The sequence below is a fragment of the Cupriavidus sp. DB3 genome (assembly GCF_020418465.1).
Classification (GTDB): domain Bacteria; phylum Pseudomonadota; class Gammaproteobacteria; order Burkholderiales; family Burkholderiaceae; genus Cupriavidus; species Cupriavidus cauae.
The window spans coordinates 68,263-82,853 of the sequence record NZ_JAIZPL010000004.1; the positions used below are offsets into that span (position 1 = coordinate 68,263).

Consider the following 14,591-nt stretch of genomic DNA (forward strand, 5'->3'; position numbering starts at 1 on the left):
ATCGCACTACTGGATCGCATCGCTGGATCGCGTTCCCTGGACCGCATGACTTGTGCGTATTACTTGACCGCGGCGAACCACTTCGCCATCGCCGCGATCTGCTCGTCGGTATAGCCCTTGGCGATCTGGTGCATCACCGTGGCCTCGCGCTTGCCGGTCTTGAACGCCTGCATCTGCTCGATCAGATAGGACTGCGGCCGGCCCGCCAGACCGGGCACCGGGCTGCCGGCGGGCGCGCGGCCGGAGGGGCCGTGGCAGCTGGCGCAGGCCGCGGCCCAGTTGCGCGCCTGCTCGGTAGTGGGATCGGCGGCGCTGGCCGGCGCGATGACGAACATCGCGAGGGCGGCCACACCAGCCGCGGCGCTTCGCAGGGGATTGTTGTTTTTCATGGTCTCGCTCCTCGCTGGGATCGGCACTTCGGCGCATCGATCGGCCGCACGGCGCGGACCGGACGAGCGACCGGCCGGGGCGCGTGAGTGACGCGCAAGGCAGGGCAACCCTATCACATCGGCCGGCGCGGGCGTACTGCGGTTTTCGCAGATGATCGGACGGCGAGCGCCGTTGGGCCGCCGCAACATCAGCGTAGGTCAGCCGCGGGCAAGGCGGGAGCAGCCGGACGGTGGAGGAAGGAAGGCGAGGAGCGCGCGGCCGGCGGGTGGGAGCGAGGAAGACGCGGAGGGCGCGGCAGACGGGTGGGAGCGAGGAAGACGCGGGGGAGCGGCAGGCGGGTGGAGGGAGCATGGGAGGCGCGCAGGGCCGGATGGCCGGCGCGCCTGAACGTCGGGAGACGGAGCGAGCGGATCAGGGCAGGTTGCGGCCCGGAGGCAGGCCGACCGCACCGGGCACCGGCGCGGTCGTCGGTGCCGTCGTCGGCGCCGTCACCGGCGAAGACAGATCGGGGCCGATGGGCGCGGGGGTCGAGTTGGTCGGCACCGCGGCGCCAGGGGTGCTCTGCACCGGCGCCGGCGTGCCGCCGACCGGTTCGCCCGGCGCGGCGTTCTGCGACGATGCGGCCGCGTCCAGGCGGGCGCGCTCGGCCTCGTCGATGTAGTCGAACACCTTGACCACCTTGCTGACGCCGCCGACATTGCGTGCCGTCTCGGTGGCGCGATCGCCCTCGGGACGGGTGACCAGGCCCATCAGATAGACCACGCCCCGTTCGGTGGTGACCTTGGTGGAATTCGACGGCACGCCTTCGGCGGTCATCAGCATCGTCTTGACCTTGCTGGTCACGAAGGCGTCCTGGCTCTGCTGGGCGAACGACGGCGACGACACCACCTCCAGCTCGTTGATGACCTCGCGCGCGTTCGGCAGCCCGCGCACGTACTGCTCGATCTGCTGGCGCAGATTGGCGTCCTTGACCTCGCCGGTCAGCAGCACCTTCTTGTTGAACACGGTGACGTTGACGCGAGCGGCGCCGCTGTAGCGCGTCGCCAGCGTGTTCTCGATCTCGAGCTGCAGGCCGCGATCGACCGCCTGGATCGACGTCGGCCGGCGGTCGGTGGCGCTCATCACGCCGGCCCCCATGGCGCCGGCGATCACCGGGAAGCAGCCGCTCAACTGCGTCGCGGCGGTCAGCATCAGCGTGGCGGTGGCGGCGGCACGGGCGATGGCGGCGAGCCGGCTGGCGCCACGGGCCTGGGCGGGGGCGCGGACCGGCGTCGGTTCAGCGAGCGCGTCGCGCGAAAAAAGCGAAGTCTTCATGCGTTCCTTGCTGTAGCGGTAATGCGAAAGAGGATCGGCAGTCGGCAGGGCAGCCTGTGCCGCGCCAGGGCAATGCCAGTTGGCCGTGCGCGGCAACGCGCATTATGACGGACAGCCTGGCGGCCGCGGCCCCTGGCGAATGCGCTGGTTCGATGTCGATGGCGCCGTCCTGTCATTCCGACTCGCCCGCGCCGAACGCATCGCGCAGCCATTCGAGCCGTCGCGGTCCGATCGCCACCACATCGAGCCGGCAGCGCGGCGCATGGTCCAGCGTCGCCAGATAGTGATTGGCGGCCTGCAGGATGCGCTGGCGCTTGGTCGTCGTGATGCTGGCCAGCGCGCCGCCGAACGCGTCGCTGCTGCGCGAGCGGACCTCGACGAAGACCAGCGTACCGTCGGGCGCGCGCATCACCAGGTCCAGCTCGCCGCCTTTGCAGCGATAATTGCGGACCACCAGCGCCAGACCCTGGCCCTGCAGATAGGCCAGCGCCCGCGCCTCGGCGCGTTCGCCGCGCGCTTTCGACGTGTCCTTCGTCCCGGTGTTCGACGTGTCTCTCGCCGAATCTCTCGCCGAATCTCTCGCCGAATCCCTCGCCGAGTCCTTCGCCAGGTCGCGTGCCGAGCCTCGTGCCGTGGTTTTGAATGTGCGCATCAACGGAAGTTCTCAAGCATGACTGACTGGATCTCGCTGGCAACCGGCCAGTCCTATCCCACCGGCACGCTGTACATCGTCGCCACGCCGATCGGCAACCTTGCCGACCTGACGCTGCGGGCCCTGCATGTGCTCGGCCTTGCCGACGCGATCGCCTGCGAGGACACCCGCAATACCGGCCAGCTGTTGTCGCGCCTGGGCCTGCAGCGGCCATTGCTGGCGGTGCACGAGCACAACGAGCGCGAGGCCGGCGTGCGCGTGGCCGAGCGGCTGGCCGCCGGCGAACGCATCGCCTATGTTTCGGATGCCGGCACGCCGGGCATCTCCGACCCGGGCGCACGGCTGGTCGAGGCGGTGCGTGCGGCGGGCCATCGCGTGGTGCCGCTGCCTGGTCCGAGCGCCGCGGTGGCCGCGCTGTCGGTCGCCGGCGAGATGCTCGATACCGGCGCGGGGCGCTTCACCTTCGCCGGCTTCCTGCCCAGCAAGGCCAAGGCGCGCACCGAGGCGATCGCCGCGCTGGCGACGCTCGAGCATGCCTGGGTCGTCTACGAAGCGCCGCACCGCATTGCCGACACGCTGGCCGCACTCGCGCAGCAATTGCCGCCGACGCGCCGCCTGCTGATCGGCCGGGAACTGACCAAGCTGTTCGAGCAGGCCGAGACGATGGCGGTCGCCGACGCGCCGGCCTGGCTGGCGGCCGATCCGGCGCGCGCCAAGGGCGAGTTCGTGCTGGTGATCGAAGGGGCAGGCGCACCGGCAAAGGGTGAGGCGGCGCTGGACGCGAACGCGCAGCGGGTGCTGGCGCTGCTGCTGGAGGAGTTGCCGGCCAAGCGCGCCGCCAAGCTGGCCGCGGCGATCACCGGGGCCGATACCGCGGCGCTCTATGCGATGGCGCTGGCGCGCCGCGAGCAGGAGTAAGACCGGAACGATGCAGACCGGGAAGATGCGGGGCGAAGCCATGCGCGCCGGCATCATGGTCGGCGCCGCTCAGGCGCTCCGGTGGGGAAGCCGGGTGGAACGGGGAGCTGTGCAGCGGGCCGCGTAGCCGCTCACTGGAGCGGTGACTGTGGCTCCAGCAGGGGCTCGGACCGTGGCCCTGACGATGGCTCTGACTGCGGCGCAGTCGGAGGCGCGCCGATGCGCGAGGAAGGAGGCGAGGAAGGAGAAACCGGCCTCAGCGCGCATTGGCCTTGCTGGCCGTCTTGCGGGTCTTGAGTACCACGCGCTTGGCCTTGACCGGCTTGGCCACGGTGTCGTCGTCGTCCACACCGTCGCCGCCGCCGTCGGTGGCGCCCGTGTCCATGCCGGGCTCGCGCAGCGGTCCCAGCGCGGCCAGTTCGGTACGCGACAGCCGGCGGATTTCGACCTGGGTATGCCCGCGGTCGACGAAGCCCAGCCGCTTGGCGGCGCGATACGACACGTCGAGCACGCGGTTGCCGTGATACGGGCCGCGGTCGTTGATGCGCAGCACCGCCACCTTGTCGTTGCGCAGATTGCGCACCAGCACCCAGCTGTCCAGCGGCAGCGACGGGTGGGCGGCGGTCATCGCGCCCATGTCGAAGCGCTCGCCGTTGGCGGTCTTGCGGCCGTGGAATTGCTTGCCGTACCACGACGCCGTGCCGCGCTGCTCGAACGTGCCGATATCCGCGCGCAGGCCTTCCAGCGACGAGCCGCGCGGCGTGCCGCGGGACGCCGATTCGCTGTCGCTGCTGTCGTCGTCGCCCCAGCTGAACAGGCGCCACGAGCCGGTCGGGGCCGGCGTCTCGGTGCTTGCCACAGCTGGCGCCTCGTTGCGGGCGTCGGCACGGTTGTCGTTGTTCGCGGACTTGGACTTGCGTGCCTGTGCCTGTTTTGCGGCGGGCGTGGCAGCGGTCGGCGCCGCATTCTGGTCGGCCGCGGCGCTGTTGGGATCGTCGTTCGGCGACACCGCACAGGCGGCCAGCGTCAACGCACAGACGGCGTGAAAGCCGTAGCGGAGCGCGCGGCGAGCATGGGTAAGGGGGTGGGTCGGCCAAAGCATCGCGCGAGTCTAACATCGGTCGCGCGCGCGATTTACAGCGATTTTGTTACGAATTGTCTGGCTACGGCGTGCAATTGCTCGCAATCCCCGAACTGACAACGGATTGCGGCGATTCTCCGGACTATCCCTGCCGTTGACGTCGATGCAACGAAAAGGCATCACAGTTCACATATTTGGTACGTCGCCATGTCTACCAAAGGCCGACGCTACAATGCGACGACATAGGCCGGCACATCCACCAGAACGCCGATCCAACCCCATACGCCGCGCATCCCCGGCGATCGTCCGACCCCTCAACGATGAAAGTCCTGCTGATTCCCGTCACGCCCTTCCAACAGAATTGCTCGCTGCTGATCGACGAGCGCACCGGGCGCGCCGCGGTTTGCGATCCCGGCGGCGATCTGGACCGGATCCAGGCCGCGCTGAAGGAACAGGACGTGACGCTGGAAAAGATCCTGCTGACGCACGGCCATCTGGATCACTGTGCCGGCGCCGCCGCGCTGTCGCGCGAGTTCGGCGTGCCGATCGAAGGGCCGCATCGCGACGAGCAGTTCTGGATCGACCAGCTGCCCGAGCAGACCAAGCGCTTCGGCTTTGGCCACGCGGAGGCGTTCGAGCCCGATCGCTGGCTGGATCAGGGCGATACGGTGCAGTTCGGCGACGAAACGCTCGAGGTCTACCATTGCCCCGGGCATACGCCTGGCCACGTGGTGTTCTTCTCGCGGCCGCACCGCCTGGCCATCGTCGGCGACGTGCTGTTCGCCGGCTCGATCGGGCGCACCGATTTCCCGCGCGGCAACCATGCCGACCTGATCCGCTCGATCCGCACGCGGCTGTGGCCGCTGGGCGACGACGTGACGTTCGTGCCGGGGCACGGTCCGGTGTCGACCTTCGGCAACGAGCGGCGCGACAACCCCTTCGTCGCCGATCATCTGATCGACGTGGCCTGACGGCCCACCCTCCGACCATGGCCAAGCGACAGCTGCCCGATACCCGCCCCGAGATCTACGTCAGCACGGACGTCGAGACCGACGGTCCGATCCCGGGCCCGCATTCGATGCTGTCGTTCGCCTCGGTGGCGATGCTCGCCGACAAGACCGTGCTCGGCACCTTCTCGGCCAATCTGGAGACACTGCCCGGCGCGGTCGGCCATCCGGTGCAGATGAAATGGTGGGAAACCGAGCCCGAGGCCTGGGCCGCCTGCCGGCGGGACCTGCAGCCGCCCGAGCAGGCGCTGGTGCGCTATGTCGAATGGGTCGAAGCGCTGCCGGGCAAACCCGTGTTCGTGGCCTTCCCCGCCGGCTTCGATTTCACCTGGATGTTCTGGTACATGATGCGTTTCGCCGGCCGCTCGCCGTTCGGCTGGGCCGCGCTCGACATCAAGACGCTCGGTTTCTCGCTGACCGGCCTGCGCTACCGCCGCACCGTCAAGGCCGCGCTGCCGCAGGCATGGATCGATCCGCTGCCGCATACCCATGTCGCGCTGGACGACGCGCTCGAACAGGGGGCGATGTTCTGCAACATGCTGGCCGCGCTGCGCGAACGCGAAGCCGCACTCGCGGCGATCGCCCCGGAATCCACGGAATCCACGGAATCTCCTGCAGGCCCTGCATCCCCGGCCGAGCCCACCGGCACGTCCGCGCTGCCCGACGACCTGGCGCGGCAGGGTTGACCCTTAGGTCGCGTCGGCGCCACGCCGCGGGTCCGCCATGTCGCGATCGCCTATAGTAAAAGCGTGCATGGCCGTTCCGACGCCGCGCCGTGCGCAACTGCGGCGGCCTCGCCATGCATGGCGGTCCGTTGCTATGGTGAAGACCGCCTGACGCGCGTTCCTGTCGAGGAGGTGTCGATCATGCGTTTCCATCCCGATCTTCACTGGCGGCATCTGGCCGAACGGCTGCACCGGCCACCGCACGCGCACAGTGTCGCCCACTCCCACCCCGCCGACGATGAGGCCGACATCGCCAAGGCCACGGTCTACGTCAGTACCGTGGCGCTGGTCCTGCTGCTGATCGTCCTGGCGGCCATCGCTTTCGGTCAGGAGGCCATGCACTGGCTGGGTGTCAAATAACGACCCGCCTGAAGCTACCGCGCCTCCAGCACCGGGCCGGCCTCCACACGGAGGCCGGTTTCTATTTGGGGCTCGCTTTGATCCGGGCTCGCTTTGATCCGGGCTCGCTTCGATCCGGGCTCGCTTTGATCCGGGCTCGCTTCGATCCGGGCTCGCTTCGATCCGGGCTCGGTTCAGTCCGGGGCACGGTCCGATCCGAAGCTCGATTCGATCAGAGGCTCGGTTCGATCCGGCGCTCAGGAAAGCAGCGCCGCGACATTCTCGGGCGGACGGCCGATCGCCGCGCGCTGCCCCCGCACCACGATGGGCCGCTGCAGCAGGATCGGATGATCGGCCACGGCCTGCAGCACCTCGGCGTCGCTCAGGCCCGGATCGGCCAGATCGAGCTCGCCGTAGATCGCCTCGTTGTCGCGCACCATCTGCCGCACCGGCACATCGAGCAGTGCATGCAGCTGCTTGAGCGTGGCCAGCGTCGGCGGCGTCTTCAGGTACTCGACCACCTCGACCGGTTCGCCCAGGCGTTCGGCGGCCTGCTGCACCAGCGCCAGCGTGTCGCGCGACTTGGAGCAGCGCGGATTGTGGTAAATCTTGATCATGGGTCCGTCCCTCGAAACGCAAACGTTGTCATCTGCAAACACGACGGACTATACAAGCTACAAGCAGCGCGGGCGAACCGGTACGCCGCGCGCCCTCCTTCGATACCACGCCAGACGCCATGACCACGAACCAGGCCACCGTTGCCGCGCCGACCGTGCGCGATGCCACCGACGACGACCTCCCCACGATCCACGCCATCTACACCCACCACGTTGTCCACGGCCGCGCCTCGTTCGAGGAAATACCACCCACGCTCGACGAAATGCGCGAGCGCCGCGCCGCCGTGCTGGACAAGGGCCTGCCCTATCTGGTGGCCGAGCTGCAGATCGACGGCCGCCCGGTGGTGGCGGGCTACGCCTACGCGTCGTCCTATCGCATGCGCAGCGCCTACCGTCATACCATCGAGGATTCGATCTACCTGGACGAGCGCCATCGCGGCCGCGGCATCGGCGCCGTCCTGCTGGCCGCGCTGCTCGCCCGCTGCGAACACGGCCCGTGGCGCCAGATGGTCGCCGTGATCGCCTGCCCCGCCGGCGGCGAAGGCAACGGCTCGATCGCGCTGCACGAACGCATGGGCTTCCGCATGGCCGGCCGGCTGGAGGCGGTCGGCTTCAAGCACGGCCAGTGGATCGATACGGCGCTGATGCAGCGGCCGTTGGGGGCAGGGGCGACGGCGTTGCCGGGGGATGTCGCGGCGGGTTGAGCCGCGACGGACGTGGCCGCGACGCTGCCCCTCAGGCCGCGAGGCTGCGCGCCAATGCCAACGGCCCGCGTCAGCGGGCCGTTTGTCCATCCACAGGGCGGTGCCGGCCCCGGGTCAAATCACCACATCAGATCGCGACAGCAGATCGCGACAGCAGATCACGACATCAAATCCGACAACGCCAGCGCCACCACCTTGGTGGCCCGGTTCAGGTCGTTCAGCCGCAGGTTTTCGTCCGAGTTGTGGCCACGGGCTTCCATCAGCGTGCGGGGGCCGGCGCCGTACAGCACGGTCGGGATGCCGCGGCTGGTGTAGTGGCGGGCGTCGGTGTACAGCGGCACGCCGTGCACCGGGATGTCGACGCCGAACACTTCCTCGGCGCGGCTCTTCAGCGCGCCGATCAGCTTCTCCACGCCGGGCAGCTCGGACAGCGGCTCGGCCAGGATGATGCGCTCGACCTTGACTTCGATGCCCGGGCGGTCCTTGGCGGCCTTCTCGACCACCGCACGGATCTCGCCTTCCGCGTCGAAGCCGATCTCTTCCGGGATCATCCGGCGGTCGATGCGGAAGGTCACCAGGTCGGGCACCACGTTGGTGTTGATGCCGCCCTTGATCAGGCCGACATTCAGCGTCGCGGTGTCGATGCCCGGCACCTTGGACTTGCGCGTGGCCAGCTCGGCGCGCAGGCCGTAGACGGCCTGCAGGATGTGCGTCGCGGCTTCGATCGCGTCGACGCCGGTATGCGGCATCGCGGCATGCCCCTGCTTGCCCTTGACGGTGACCTCGACGTGCAGGCAGCCGTTATGCGCCGAGGTGATGCCGTACGAGAAGCCGGCCGAGATCGCGTAATCCGGCTTGGTCAGGCCCTGGTCCAGCAGGAACTTCGGGCCGATGTCGCCGCCCGTTTCCTCGTCATAGGTGAACTGCAGCTCGACCGTGCCGTTGAGCTTGGCGCCCTGCTTTTCCGCTTCCATCAGCGCCAGCACCGCGTACGTGTAGGTGGCGAAATCCGACTTCGACACCGCCACGCCGCGGCCGTACATCACCGGGCCGTGCTCGCTGTCGGCGATCTCGCCGCCGTACGGGTCCTTGGTCCAGCCCAGTCCCGGCGGCACCACGTCGCCGTGCGCGTTCATCGCGATGGTCGGGCCGCCGTTGCCGAAGGTCTTGCGCACGATCAGGTTGGTGGCGCTGATCATGCCGGCCGCCTTGACCAGCTCGTCGGGCACCTTGTGCGCCTCGACCTGGAAGCCCAGGCCTTCGAGCAGTTGCCGTGCGCGCGCGCCGTGGGCGTCGCAGTCGCCGGGGGGATTGTCCGACGGCACCTTGACCAGCTCGGCGAGGAAGGCCTCCTGCGCGGGACGGTTCGCGTCGATGAAGTGGGTCAGCGTGGTTTGCGTGGGGTTCATGTTGTCTCGTGCGGTCATGGCTCTTCGCTGGTTGGCTGAGGGCGCGCTGGGCGCGGGAGTTTGTTCGGAATGAAGGCGGCCGGCATGTGGTCGGCAGGCCGCCCGGATCAAGGACGGGCGCTGAAGTGTTCGACGAAATCGCTGAACACGCGCGCGGCCAGCGCGGCGTCCTCGACCGTCATGGTCTCGGTCGGATGGTGGCTGATGCCGCCGTTGCCGCAGCGCACGAACAGCATCGCCACGTCGGCGATCGCGGCGATCGCCATTGCGTCGTGGCCGGCGCCGGACGGCAGCAGGCGCACCGGCGCGCCCTGGCGCTCGATCGCCGCCGCCCATTGCTGCTGCAGCCACGGCGCGCACGGCACGCTGGCGGCCTCGTGGGTCTTGCGGACCTGGGCGCGCACCTTGCGGCGCGCGCAGACGCGTTCGATCTCGGCCAGCACGTCGGCGACGGCGGCCTGCCGCACCGCATCCTCGCCGGCACGGATATCGATCGAGAACACGGCGCGGCCCGGCACGACGTTGGCGGCGCCGTTGGGCACATTGAACTGGCCGACGGTGCCGACCAGGCCCGGCGTGCCGCTGCAGCGGCGCTCGATGAACAGCCCGATCTCGGCACCGGCCATCGCCGCGTCGCGGCGCATGTCCATCGGCACCGTGCCGGCATGGCCGGCCAGGCCGTCGAGCTCGACGATGAAGCGGGTCGCGCCGGAAATCGCGGTCACCACGCCGACCGGCAGGTTCTCGTTCAGCAGCACCGGGCCCTGTTCGATATGGACTTCGACGAAGGCCAGCACCTTGTCGCGCGCGTGCGCCGCCGCGGGCAGGCCAGCCGGGTCGAAGCCGGCCGCGCGCATCACCTCGCGCATGGTCTTGCCGCTGTCGTCGACGTTGTCGAGCACGTTGTTGTCGAAGGTGCCGGCGATCGCGCGGCTGCCCAGCAGCGTCGCCTTGAAGCGCACGCCCTCTTCCTCCGCAAAGCCGACCACCTCGATCGCGAACGGAAAGCGCTTGCCCTGGCGGTGCCATTCGGCGACGCAGGCGATCGGCAGGATCACGCCCAGATTGCCGTCGTAGCGGCCGGCATCGCGCACGGTGTCGAAATGCGAACCCGTCAGCAGCGCCGGCGCGCCCGGCTCGGTGCCTTCATAGCGGCCGATCACGTTGCCGGCGGCATCGCGGCGCACCGTCATGCCGGCCGCTTCCATCCATGCCGCCAGCTGGGCGGCGGCGCCGTGGTGCGCGTCGGTCAGATAGGTGCGAGTCAGCATGCCCGGCTGCTCGGTGTGGACGGCGAGGGCGTCGGCCCAGGCCATGATGCGCGCGCCGACTTCGGTGCCGGACACCGAGGTGGGCGTTGTGGATGCTGCCATGCGTGTCTCCTGCTGAACGGATCGTGCCGGCTGTACGCCGGCACCCGGGCCCCCGAACGGGGATGCGATGACTGTAGCGCGCTCGCTTGCGGCTTGGCGAGCCGGTTGGGCTGCCCGCCTGGCGCGGTGGCTGTTGTGCTTGTGTGGTGCGCTGTTCCCCGGCGCCGGGACGCGCACGGGGTCATCGATGCAGACCATGTTAGCACAGTGAATTCAAAAATTGCATACAAAAAAGATATGCACTATATTCCGGTCCAGGTTCCGACAAAGCGCTGCGGACAATCCGGTCCAGACAGTCGCCGGCGTGAATTCCGCCCCAACAGGGGGGCCTTCCACGCGAGCCACATCCATTGCACCGGGTGTGCCGAACCCGAGACACCGTTGCCCACAGCGGCGCCGGTGGCAGTCCTGAATCGAACAGGGTGAGCCGTCACACCGACACGGACCCGCCCGTCTGGAGACAAGTCATGCAGCAACCCGCCCTGCCCGGCGCCGGCCGGCCGCACACGCCTACCCCCAATCCTGTCCCCCGCCATCCGATCCACCGCTTCACGCGCTCGCTGTTCGGCCAGGTGCTGATCGCGCTGGTGCTGGGCACCGTGCTCGGTCTGGCCTTTCCGGAGTTCGCCGCCAAGCTCAAGCCGCTCGGCGACGCCTTCATCAAGCTGATCAAGATGCTGATCGCGCCGATCGTGTTCTGCGTGGTGGTGGCCGGCATCTGCGGCGCCGGCGAGCTGAAGAAGGTCGGCCGCGTCGGCGTCAAGGCGGTGGTCTATTTCGAGATCGTCACCACCATCGCGCTGGCGCTGGGCATCCTGCTGGCCTATGTGTTCCAGCCGGGCGCCGGCATGAACGTCAACCCGGCGTCGCTCGACGCCTCGGCGATGAGCGCCTATGTCGACAACGCGGCCAAGGTGGCCAGCGGCGGCACCGTCGACTTCCTGCTCAAGCTGATTCCGTCGACCGTGATCGGCGCCTTCTCGTCGGGCGACGTGCTGCAGGTGCTGCTGGTGTCCGTACTGTTCGGCTGCGCGCTGTCGCTGATCGGCGAGCCGGGCCGGCCGCTGGTCCGGCTGATCGACACCTTCTCGCAGACGCTGTTCAAGATGATGGGCTTCATCATCAAGCTGGCGCCGCTGGGCGTGCTGGGCGCGGTGGCGTTCACCGTCGGCAAGTACGGCATCGGCTCGCTCAAGCAGCTGGGCTTCCTGGTGGTGCTGTTCTACGGCGCGGTGGTCGTGTTCGTGGCCGTGGTGCTCGGTACCGTGATGCGGCTGTCGGGTTTCTCGGTGTTCAAGCTGATCAAGTACCTGCGCGCCGAGCTGCTGGTGGTGCTGGGCACCGCCTCGTCGGACAGCGTGCTGCCGCAGATCATGCGCAAGCTCGAGTTCATGGGCATCCGCAAGTCGGTGGTCGGCCTGGTGATCCCGACCGGCTACTCGTTCAACCTCGACGCCTTCTCGATCTACCTGACGCTCGCCGCGGTGTTCATCGCGCAGGCCACCAATACCGCGCTGTCGATGGCCGACCTGCTGGGCATCCTGGCGGTCGCGCTGGTGACCTCCAAGGGCGCGCACGGCATCCCCGGCTCCGCCATCGTGATCCTGGCCGCGACGCTGTCCGCGCATCCGGCGATCCCGGCGATCGGCCTGGTGCTGGTGCTGTCGGTCGACTGGTTCATCGGCATCGCCCGCGCGCTGGGCAACCTGATCGGCAACTGCGTCGCCACCGTGGTGGTCGCGGCCTGGGAGAAGGACATCGACCGCGAACGCGCGCATGCGGTGCTGAACGGCGAGATCCCGGCCGCCGAACTGGACGAGGGACTGAGCGCCCCGGTGCTCGATGGCCTGGACGGGCTGGAGGGTGGCCACGCGGCCCCCGGGTATGCGCCGGTGCCGGGTAAAGCCACGGGACGATAGAATTCGGCATTTCCCCCAAGCGCGCCGCCCGCGCTGCGCCCCATGCCCGAGCATATCGACCCTGCCATGACCGCCGAGGCGATCGCCGACGACATCGTCGCGGCGATCGTCTCGCACCGCCTGCCGCCCGGCACCAAGCTGCGCGAGGAGGCCCTGGCGGCGGTCTACCGGGTCAGCCGTACCAAGGTGCGCGCGGCGCTGCTGATGCTGTCCAAGGACAAGGTGATCCAGATCGTGCCCGACAAGGGCGCATTCGTCGCCAAGCCCAGCGCCGAGGAGGCCCGCGAGGTCTTCGCCGTGCGGCGCATCCTCGAGGCCGCGCTGGCCCGCGAGTTCGTCGCGCGCGCCACGGCCGCCGACTACAAACGGATCGACAAGCATCTGGCCGCCGAAAGAAAGGCGCTGGCCGGCAACGACGCGCAGACCCGCACCCGGCTGCTCAGCGACTTCCATATCCTGCTGGCCGAGGTCGTCGGCAACAAGGTGCTCACCGAGATGCTGCACGAGCTGTCGATGCGCAGCGCGGTGATCACCATGCTGTACCAGTCGCGCCGGGACGCGGCGTGCTCGTCCGACGAGCATCGCGAATTCATCGAAGCGGCGCGCGCCGGCGACGCCGAGCGCGCGGTCGAACTGATGGTCGGCCACCTGAGCCATGTCGAGGGCGCGCTGCACTTCGACGAGGTGCCCGCACCGGCGGGCAAGGATCTGGTGGCGGCGCTGCTGGCGTGAGTTCCGCTGCGGCGGCGCGCGCCGTCAACGCCAGCGCCGGCGCCGGCGCGACCACCACCACAGCGCATACACCGCGACATTGATCCCTACCACCAGCGCGCCCAGCCACAACTGGGTCTCGCGCGTCAGCGCCTGCGGGTACAGCAGCGGCAGCAGATACTGCTCGACGAAGCCGCCGGCATAGCCCTGTTCGCCGGCCGCATGCCGCAGGCGGTTCTCCAGCGGCGTCAGCGGGCAGATCCAGCCGGTCCATTCGACGGTGGCGCCCCACAGCGCGGCCGGCAGATGCAGCCATGCGACGCGTGGCCAGCGCCACAGCAGCACGCCGCCCGCGACCACGAAGGCGACGAACAGCAGGTGCAGCAGCACCACGGCGTCGGCCAGCCAGGCAGCCATCGGCCCTCCTCTGCAAAACGAGCGCTGCGGGTCCTTACGCGCCGCCGGCGCGCGCGGTCCAGTAGCCCGGGCGGTTGAATTCGGTCTTCAGGTGTTCGATGAAGAAGCGGATCTTCGCCGGGACGGGCCGCTGCTGCGGGTACACCGCCAGGATGTCGTAATCTGGCAAGGCGTATTCGTCCAGCACCGTGATCAGTTCCCCGCTCTCGAGCTGCGGCAGGATCTCCCACGTCGAGCGCCAGCCCAGCCCCAGCCCCTCGCAGGTCCAGCGGTGCAGTAGCTCGCCGTCGTTGCAGTCGAGATTGCCGGTCACGCGCACGCTGACGGCCTTGCCGTTCTGCCGGAAATACCAGCCGCGCTGCTGTCCGCCCTGCAGGTTGAACGCCAGGCAGTTGTGCTGCGCCAGGTCGTCCAGCGTGCGGGGCACGCCGTGCCGCGCGAAGTAGGCCGGCGTGCCGCACACCACGCGCTTGTTGGTCGCCAGCTTGATCGCGACGAAATTCGGGTCGATCGCGCCGCCGATGCGGATGCCGACATCGTAGCCCTCGCGCACCAGGTCGACCACGCGGTCGGTCAGGTTGAACGAGATCTGCACCTCGGGATTGTTGGCGAGGAATGCCGGCGCGTGCGGCGCTACATGCTTGCGGCCGAACGCCGCCGGCGCGGAAACGATCAGATGCCCGGTCGCCTTGTGGCGCCCCTCGGCGATCAGCATCTCGGCGCGGTCCAGGTCCGCCAGCGCCTTCTTGCACTGCTCCATGAAGGCCGCGCCCTGCTCGGTCACCACGATGCGCCGCGTGGAGCGGTGCAGCAATTTGACGCCGATGCGCGCCTCCAGCGCATTGATGCGCCGGCCGATCATCACCGGCGTCACGCCCTGGGTCAGCGCGGCGGCGGCCATGCTGCCCTGCTCCACCACCGAGATGAAGGCCTCGATCTGTTTGAGTTTGTCCAACGTTTGTCTCCTCCCGCGCACGATTTTGCGCCGCGCCGCCATGCCGCGGCATCCGCCGCG

The 14,591-nt window shown here is 69.0% G+C and carries 16 protein-coding genes; 7 read left to right on the forward strand and 9 right to left on the reverse strand.

Annotated elements, in window-relative coordinates; all coding sequences use genetic code 11:
- Positions 1-59: 59 nt before the first annotated feature.
- The 3 genes from K7G19_RS13840 to K7G19_RS13850 form a co-directional block, all read right to left on the reverse strand.
- The gene (locus K7G19_RS13840) at positions 60-389 is read right to left on the reverse strand and encodes a cytochrome c (protein WP_370639543.1); all 330 of its coding nucleotides are present in this window, start codon (positions 387-389) and stop codon (positions 60-62) included.
- A gap of 412 nt (positions 390-801) precedes the next feature.
- Entirely contained in the window at positions 802-1,704 is a 903-nt protein-coding gene (locus K7G19_RS13845; protein WP_149317528.1) for a BON domain-containing protein, read from the reverse strand.
- Positions 1,705-1,876: 172 nt separating this feature from the next.
- Positions 1,877-2,356, reverse strand: a complete 480-nt coding sequence (locus tag K7G19_RS13850; RefSeq protein ID WP_226107747.1) for a YraN family protein — start codon at positions 2,354-2,356, stop codon at positions 1,877-1,879.
- An 18-nt stretch (positions 2,357-2,374) separates the two neighbouring features.
- On the opposite strand from K7G19_RS13850, the gene rsmI reads away from it, so the two are divergent.
- Positions 2,375-3,274 carry a 16S rRNA (cytidine(1402)-2'-O)-methyltransferase gene (gene rsmI, locus K7G19_RS13855; RefSeq protein ID WP_226107748.1) on the forward strand — a complete coding sequence of 300 codons (900 nt, stop codon included), beginning with the start codon at positions 2,375-2,377 and terminating at the stop codon, positions 3,272-3,274.
- 256 nt (positions 3,275-3,530) lie between these two features.
- On the opposite strand, the gene K7G19_RS13860 is transcribed toward rsmI, so the two are convergent.
- On the reverse strand, positions 3,531-4,304 hold the full coding sequence (locus K7G19_RS13860) for a septal ring lytic transglycosylase RlpA family protein (RefSeq protein WP_226107749.1): 774 nt from the start codon (positions 4,302-4,304) through the stop codon (positions 3,531-3,533).
- A 371-nt stretch (positions 4,305-4,675) separates the two neighbouring features.
- On the opposite strand from K7G19_RS13860, the gene K7G19_RS13865 reads away from it, so the two are divergent.
- The 3 genes from K7G19_RS13865 to K7G19_RS13875 all read left to right on the forward strand — a co-directional run bounded on the left by K7G19_RS13865 (position 4,676) and on the right by K7G19_RS13875 (position 6,447).
- Positions 4,676-5,326, forward strand: a complete 651-nt coding sequence (locus K7G19_RS13865) for an MBL fold metallo-hydrolase (RefSeq protein WP_226107750.1) — start codon at positions 4,676-4,678, stop codon at positions 5,324-5,326.
- 17 nt (positions 5,327-5,343) lie between these two features.
- The gene (locus K7G19_RS13870; RefSeq protein WP_226107751.1) at positions 5,344-6,048 is read left to right on the forward strand and encodes an exonuclease; all 705 of its coding nucleotides are present in this window, start codon (positions 5,344-5,346) and stop codon (positions 6,046-6,048) included.
- A gap of 180 nt (positions 6,049-6,228) precedes the next feature.
- Complete coding sequence (locus tag K7G19_RS13875) at positions 6,229-6,447, forward strand: hypothetical protein (RefSeq protein WP_149317523.1); 219 nt, start codon at positions 6,229-6,231, stop codon at positions 6,445-6,447.
- A 236-nt stretch (positions 6,448-6,683) separates the two neighbouring features.
- Here K7G19_RS13875 and arsC read toward each other — a convergent pair whose 3' ends face one another.
- A complete protein-coding gene (arsC, locus tag K7G19_RS13880) occupies positions 6,684-7,043 on the reverse strand; it encodes an arsenate reductase (glutaredoxin) (RefSeq protein WP_226107752.1) in 360 nt (119 codons plus the stop codon).
- A gap of 119 nt (positions 7,044-7,162) precedes the next feature.
- Between arsC and K7G19_RS13885 the strand changes: the two genes are divergently transcribed.
- Positions 7,163-7,747: a GNAT family N-acetyltransferase gene (locus K7G19_RS13885; RefSeq protein WP_226107754.1), complete on the forward strand. Its 585-nt coding sequence runs from the start codon at positions 7,163-7,165 to the stop codon at positions 7,745-7,747.
- A gap of 158 nt (positions 7,748-7,905) precedes the next feature.
- Here the strand turns inward: K7G19_RS13885 and K7G19_RS13890 are convergent, their stop codons facing one another.
- Positions 7,906-9,174, reverse strand: coding sequence for a M20/M25/M40 family metallo-hydrolase (locus K7G19_RS13890; protein WP_150082005.1), 1,269 nt, complete (start codon positions 9,172-9,174; stop codon positions 7,906-7,908).
- Positions 9,175-9,263: 89 nt separating this feature from the next.
- The gene (locus K7G19_RS13895; protein ID WP_226107755.1) at positions 9,264-10,529 is read right to left on the reverse strand and encodes an allantoate amidohydrolase; all 1,266 of its coding nucleotides are present in this window, start codon (positions 10,527-10,529) and stop codon (positions 9,264-9,266) included.
- A 467-nt stretch (positions 10,530-10,996) separates the two neighbouring features.
- Between K7G19_RS13895 and K7G19_RS13900 the strand changes: the two genes are divergently transcribed.
- Positions 10,997-12,448 (forward strand): C4-dicarboxylate transporter DctA, encoded by a 1,452-nt coding sequence (locus tag K7G19_RS13900; protein ID WP_149317518.1) that lies wholly within the window; start codon positions 10,997-10,999, stop codon positions 12,446-12,448.
- A gap of 42 nt (positions 12,449-12,490) precedes the next feature.
- Complete coding sequence (locus tag K7G19_RS13905) at positions 12,491-13,180, forward strand: GntR family transcriptional regulator (RefSeq protein ID WP_226107756.1); 690 nt, start codon at positions 12,491-12,493, stop codon at positions 13,178-13,180.
- Between the two features lie 24 nt (positions 13,181-13,204).
- Here the strand turns inward: K7G19_RS13905 and K7G19_RS13910 are convergent, their stop codons facing one another.
- Positions 13,205-13,576 carry a DUF2784 domain-containing protein gene (locus K7G19_RS13910; protein ID WP_226107757.1) on the reverse strand — a complete coding sequence of 124 codons (372 nt, stop codon included), beginning with the start codon at positions 13,574-13,576 and terminating at the stop codon, positions 13,205-13,207.
- Positions 13,577-13,610: 34 nt separating this feature from the next.
- Complete coding sequence (locus K7G19_RS13915; protein ID WP_149317515.1) at positions 13,611-14,531, reverse strand: LysR family transcriptional regulator; 921 nt, start codon at positions 14,529-14,531, stop codon at positions 13,611-13,613.
- Positions 14,532-14,591 lie beyond the last annotated feature (60 nt).

Bases quoted from the DNA above. Each gene is read 5' to 3' on its own strand.
- K7G19_RS13840 (WP_370639543.1), bottom strand. From the start codon at position 389: ATGAAAAACAACAATCCCCTGCGAAGCGCCGCGGCTGGTGTGGCCGCC.
- K7G19_RS13845 (WP_149317528.1), bottom strand. From the start codon at position 1,704: ATGAAGACTTCGCTTTTTTCGCGCGACGCGCTCGCTGAACCGACGCCG.
- K7G19_RS13865 (WP_226107750.1), top strand. From the start codon at position 4,676: ATGAAAGTCCTGCTGATTCCCGTCACGCCCTTCCAACAGAATTGCTCG.
- K7G19_RS13870 (WP_226107751.1), top strand. From the start codon at position 5,344: ATGGCCAAGCGACAGCTGCCCGATACCCGCCCCGAGATCTACGTCAGC.
- K7G19_RS13850 (WP_226107747.1), bottom strand. From the start codon at position 2,356: ATGCGCACATTCAAAACCACGGCACGAGGCTCGGCACGCGACCTGGCG.
- arsC (WP_226107752.1), bottom strand. From the start codon at position 7,043: ATGATCAAGATTTACCACAATCCGCGCTGCTCCAAGTCGCGCGACACG.
- K7G19_RS13905 (WP_226107756.1), top strand. From the start codon at position 12,491: ATGCCCGAGCATATCGACCCTGCCATGACCGCCGAGGCGATCGCCGAC.
- K7G19_RS13890 (WP_150082005.1), bottom strand. From the start codon at position 9,174: ATGACCGCACGAGACAACATGAACCCCACGCAAACCACGCTGACCCAC.
- K7G19_RS13900 (WP_149317518.1), top strand. From the start codon at position 10,997: ATGCAGCAACCCGCCCTGCCCGGCGCCGGCCGGCCGCACACGCCTACC.
- K7G19_RS13885 (WP_226107754.1), top strand. From the start codon at position 7,163: ATGACCACGAACCAGGCCACCGTTGCCGCGCCGACCGTGCGCGATGCC.
- rsmI (WP_226107748.1), top strand. From the start codon at position 2,375: ATGACTGACTGGATCTCGCTGGCAACCGGCCAGTCCTATCCCACCGGC.
- K7G19_RS13910 (WP_226107757.1), bottom strand. From the start codon at position 13,576: ATGGCTGCCTGGCTGGCCGACGCCGTGGTGCTGCTGCACCTGCTGTTC.
- K7G19_RS13875 (WP_149317523.1), top strand. From the start codon at position 6,229: ATGCGTTTCCATCCCGATCTTCACTGGCGGCATCTGGCCGAACGGCTG.
- K7G19_RS13895 (WP_226107755.1), bottom strand. From the start codon at position 10,529: ATGGCAGCATCCACAACGCCCACCTCGGTGTCCGGCACCGAAGTCGGC.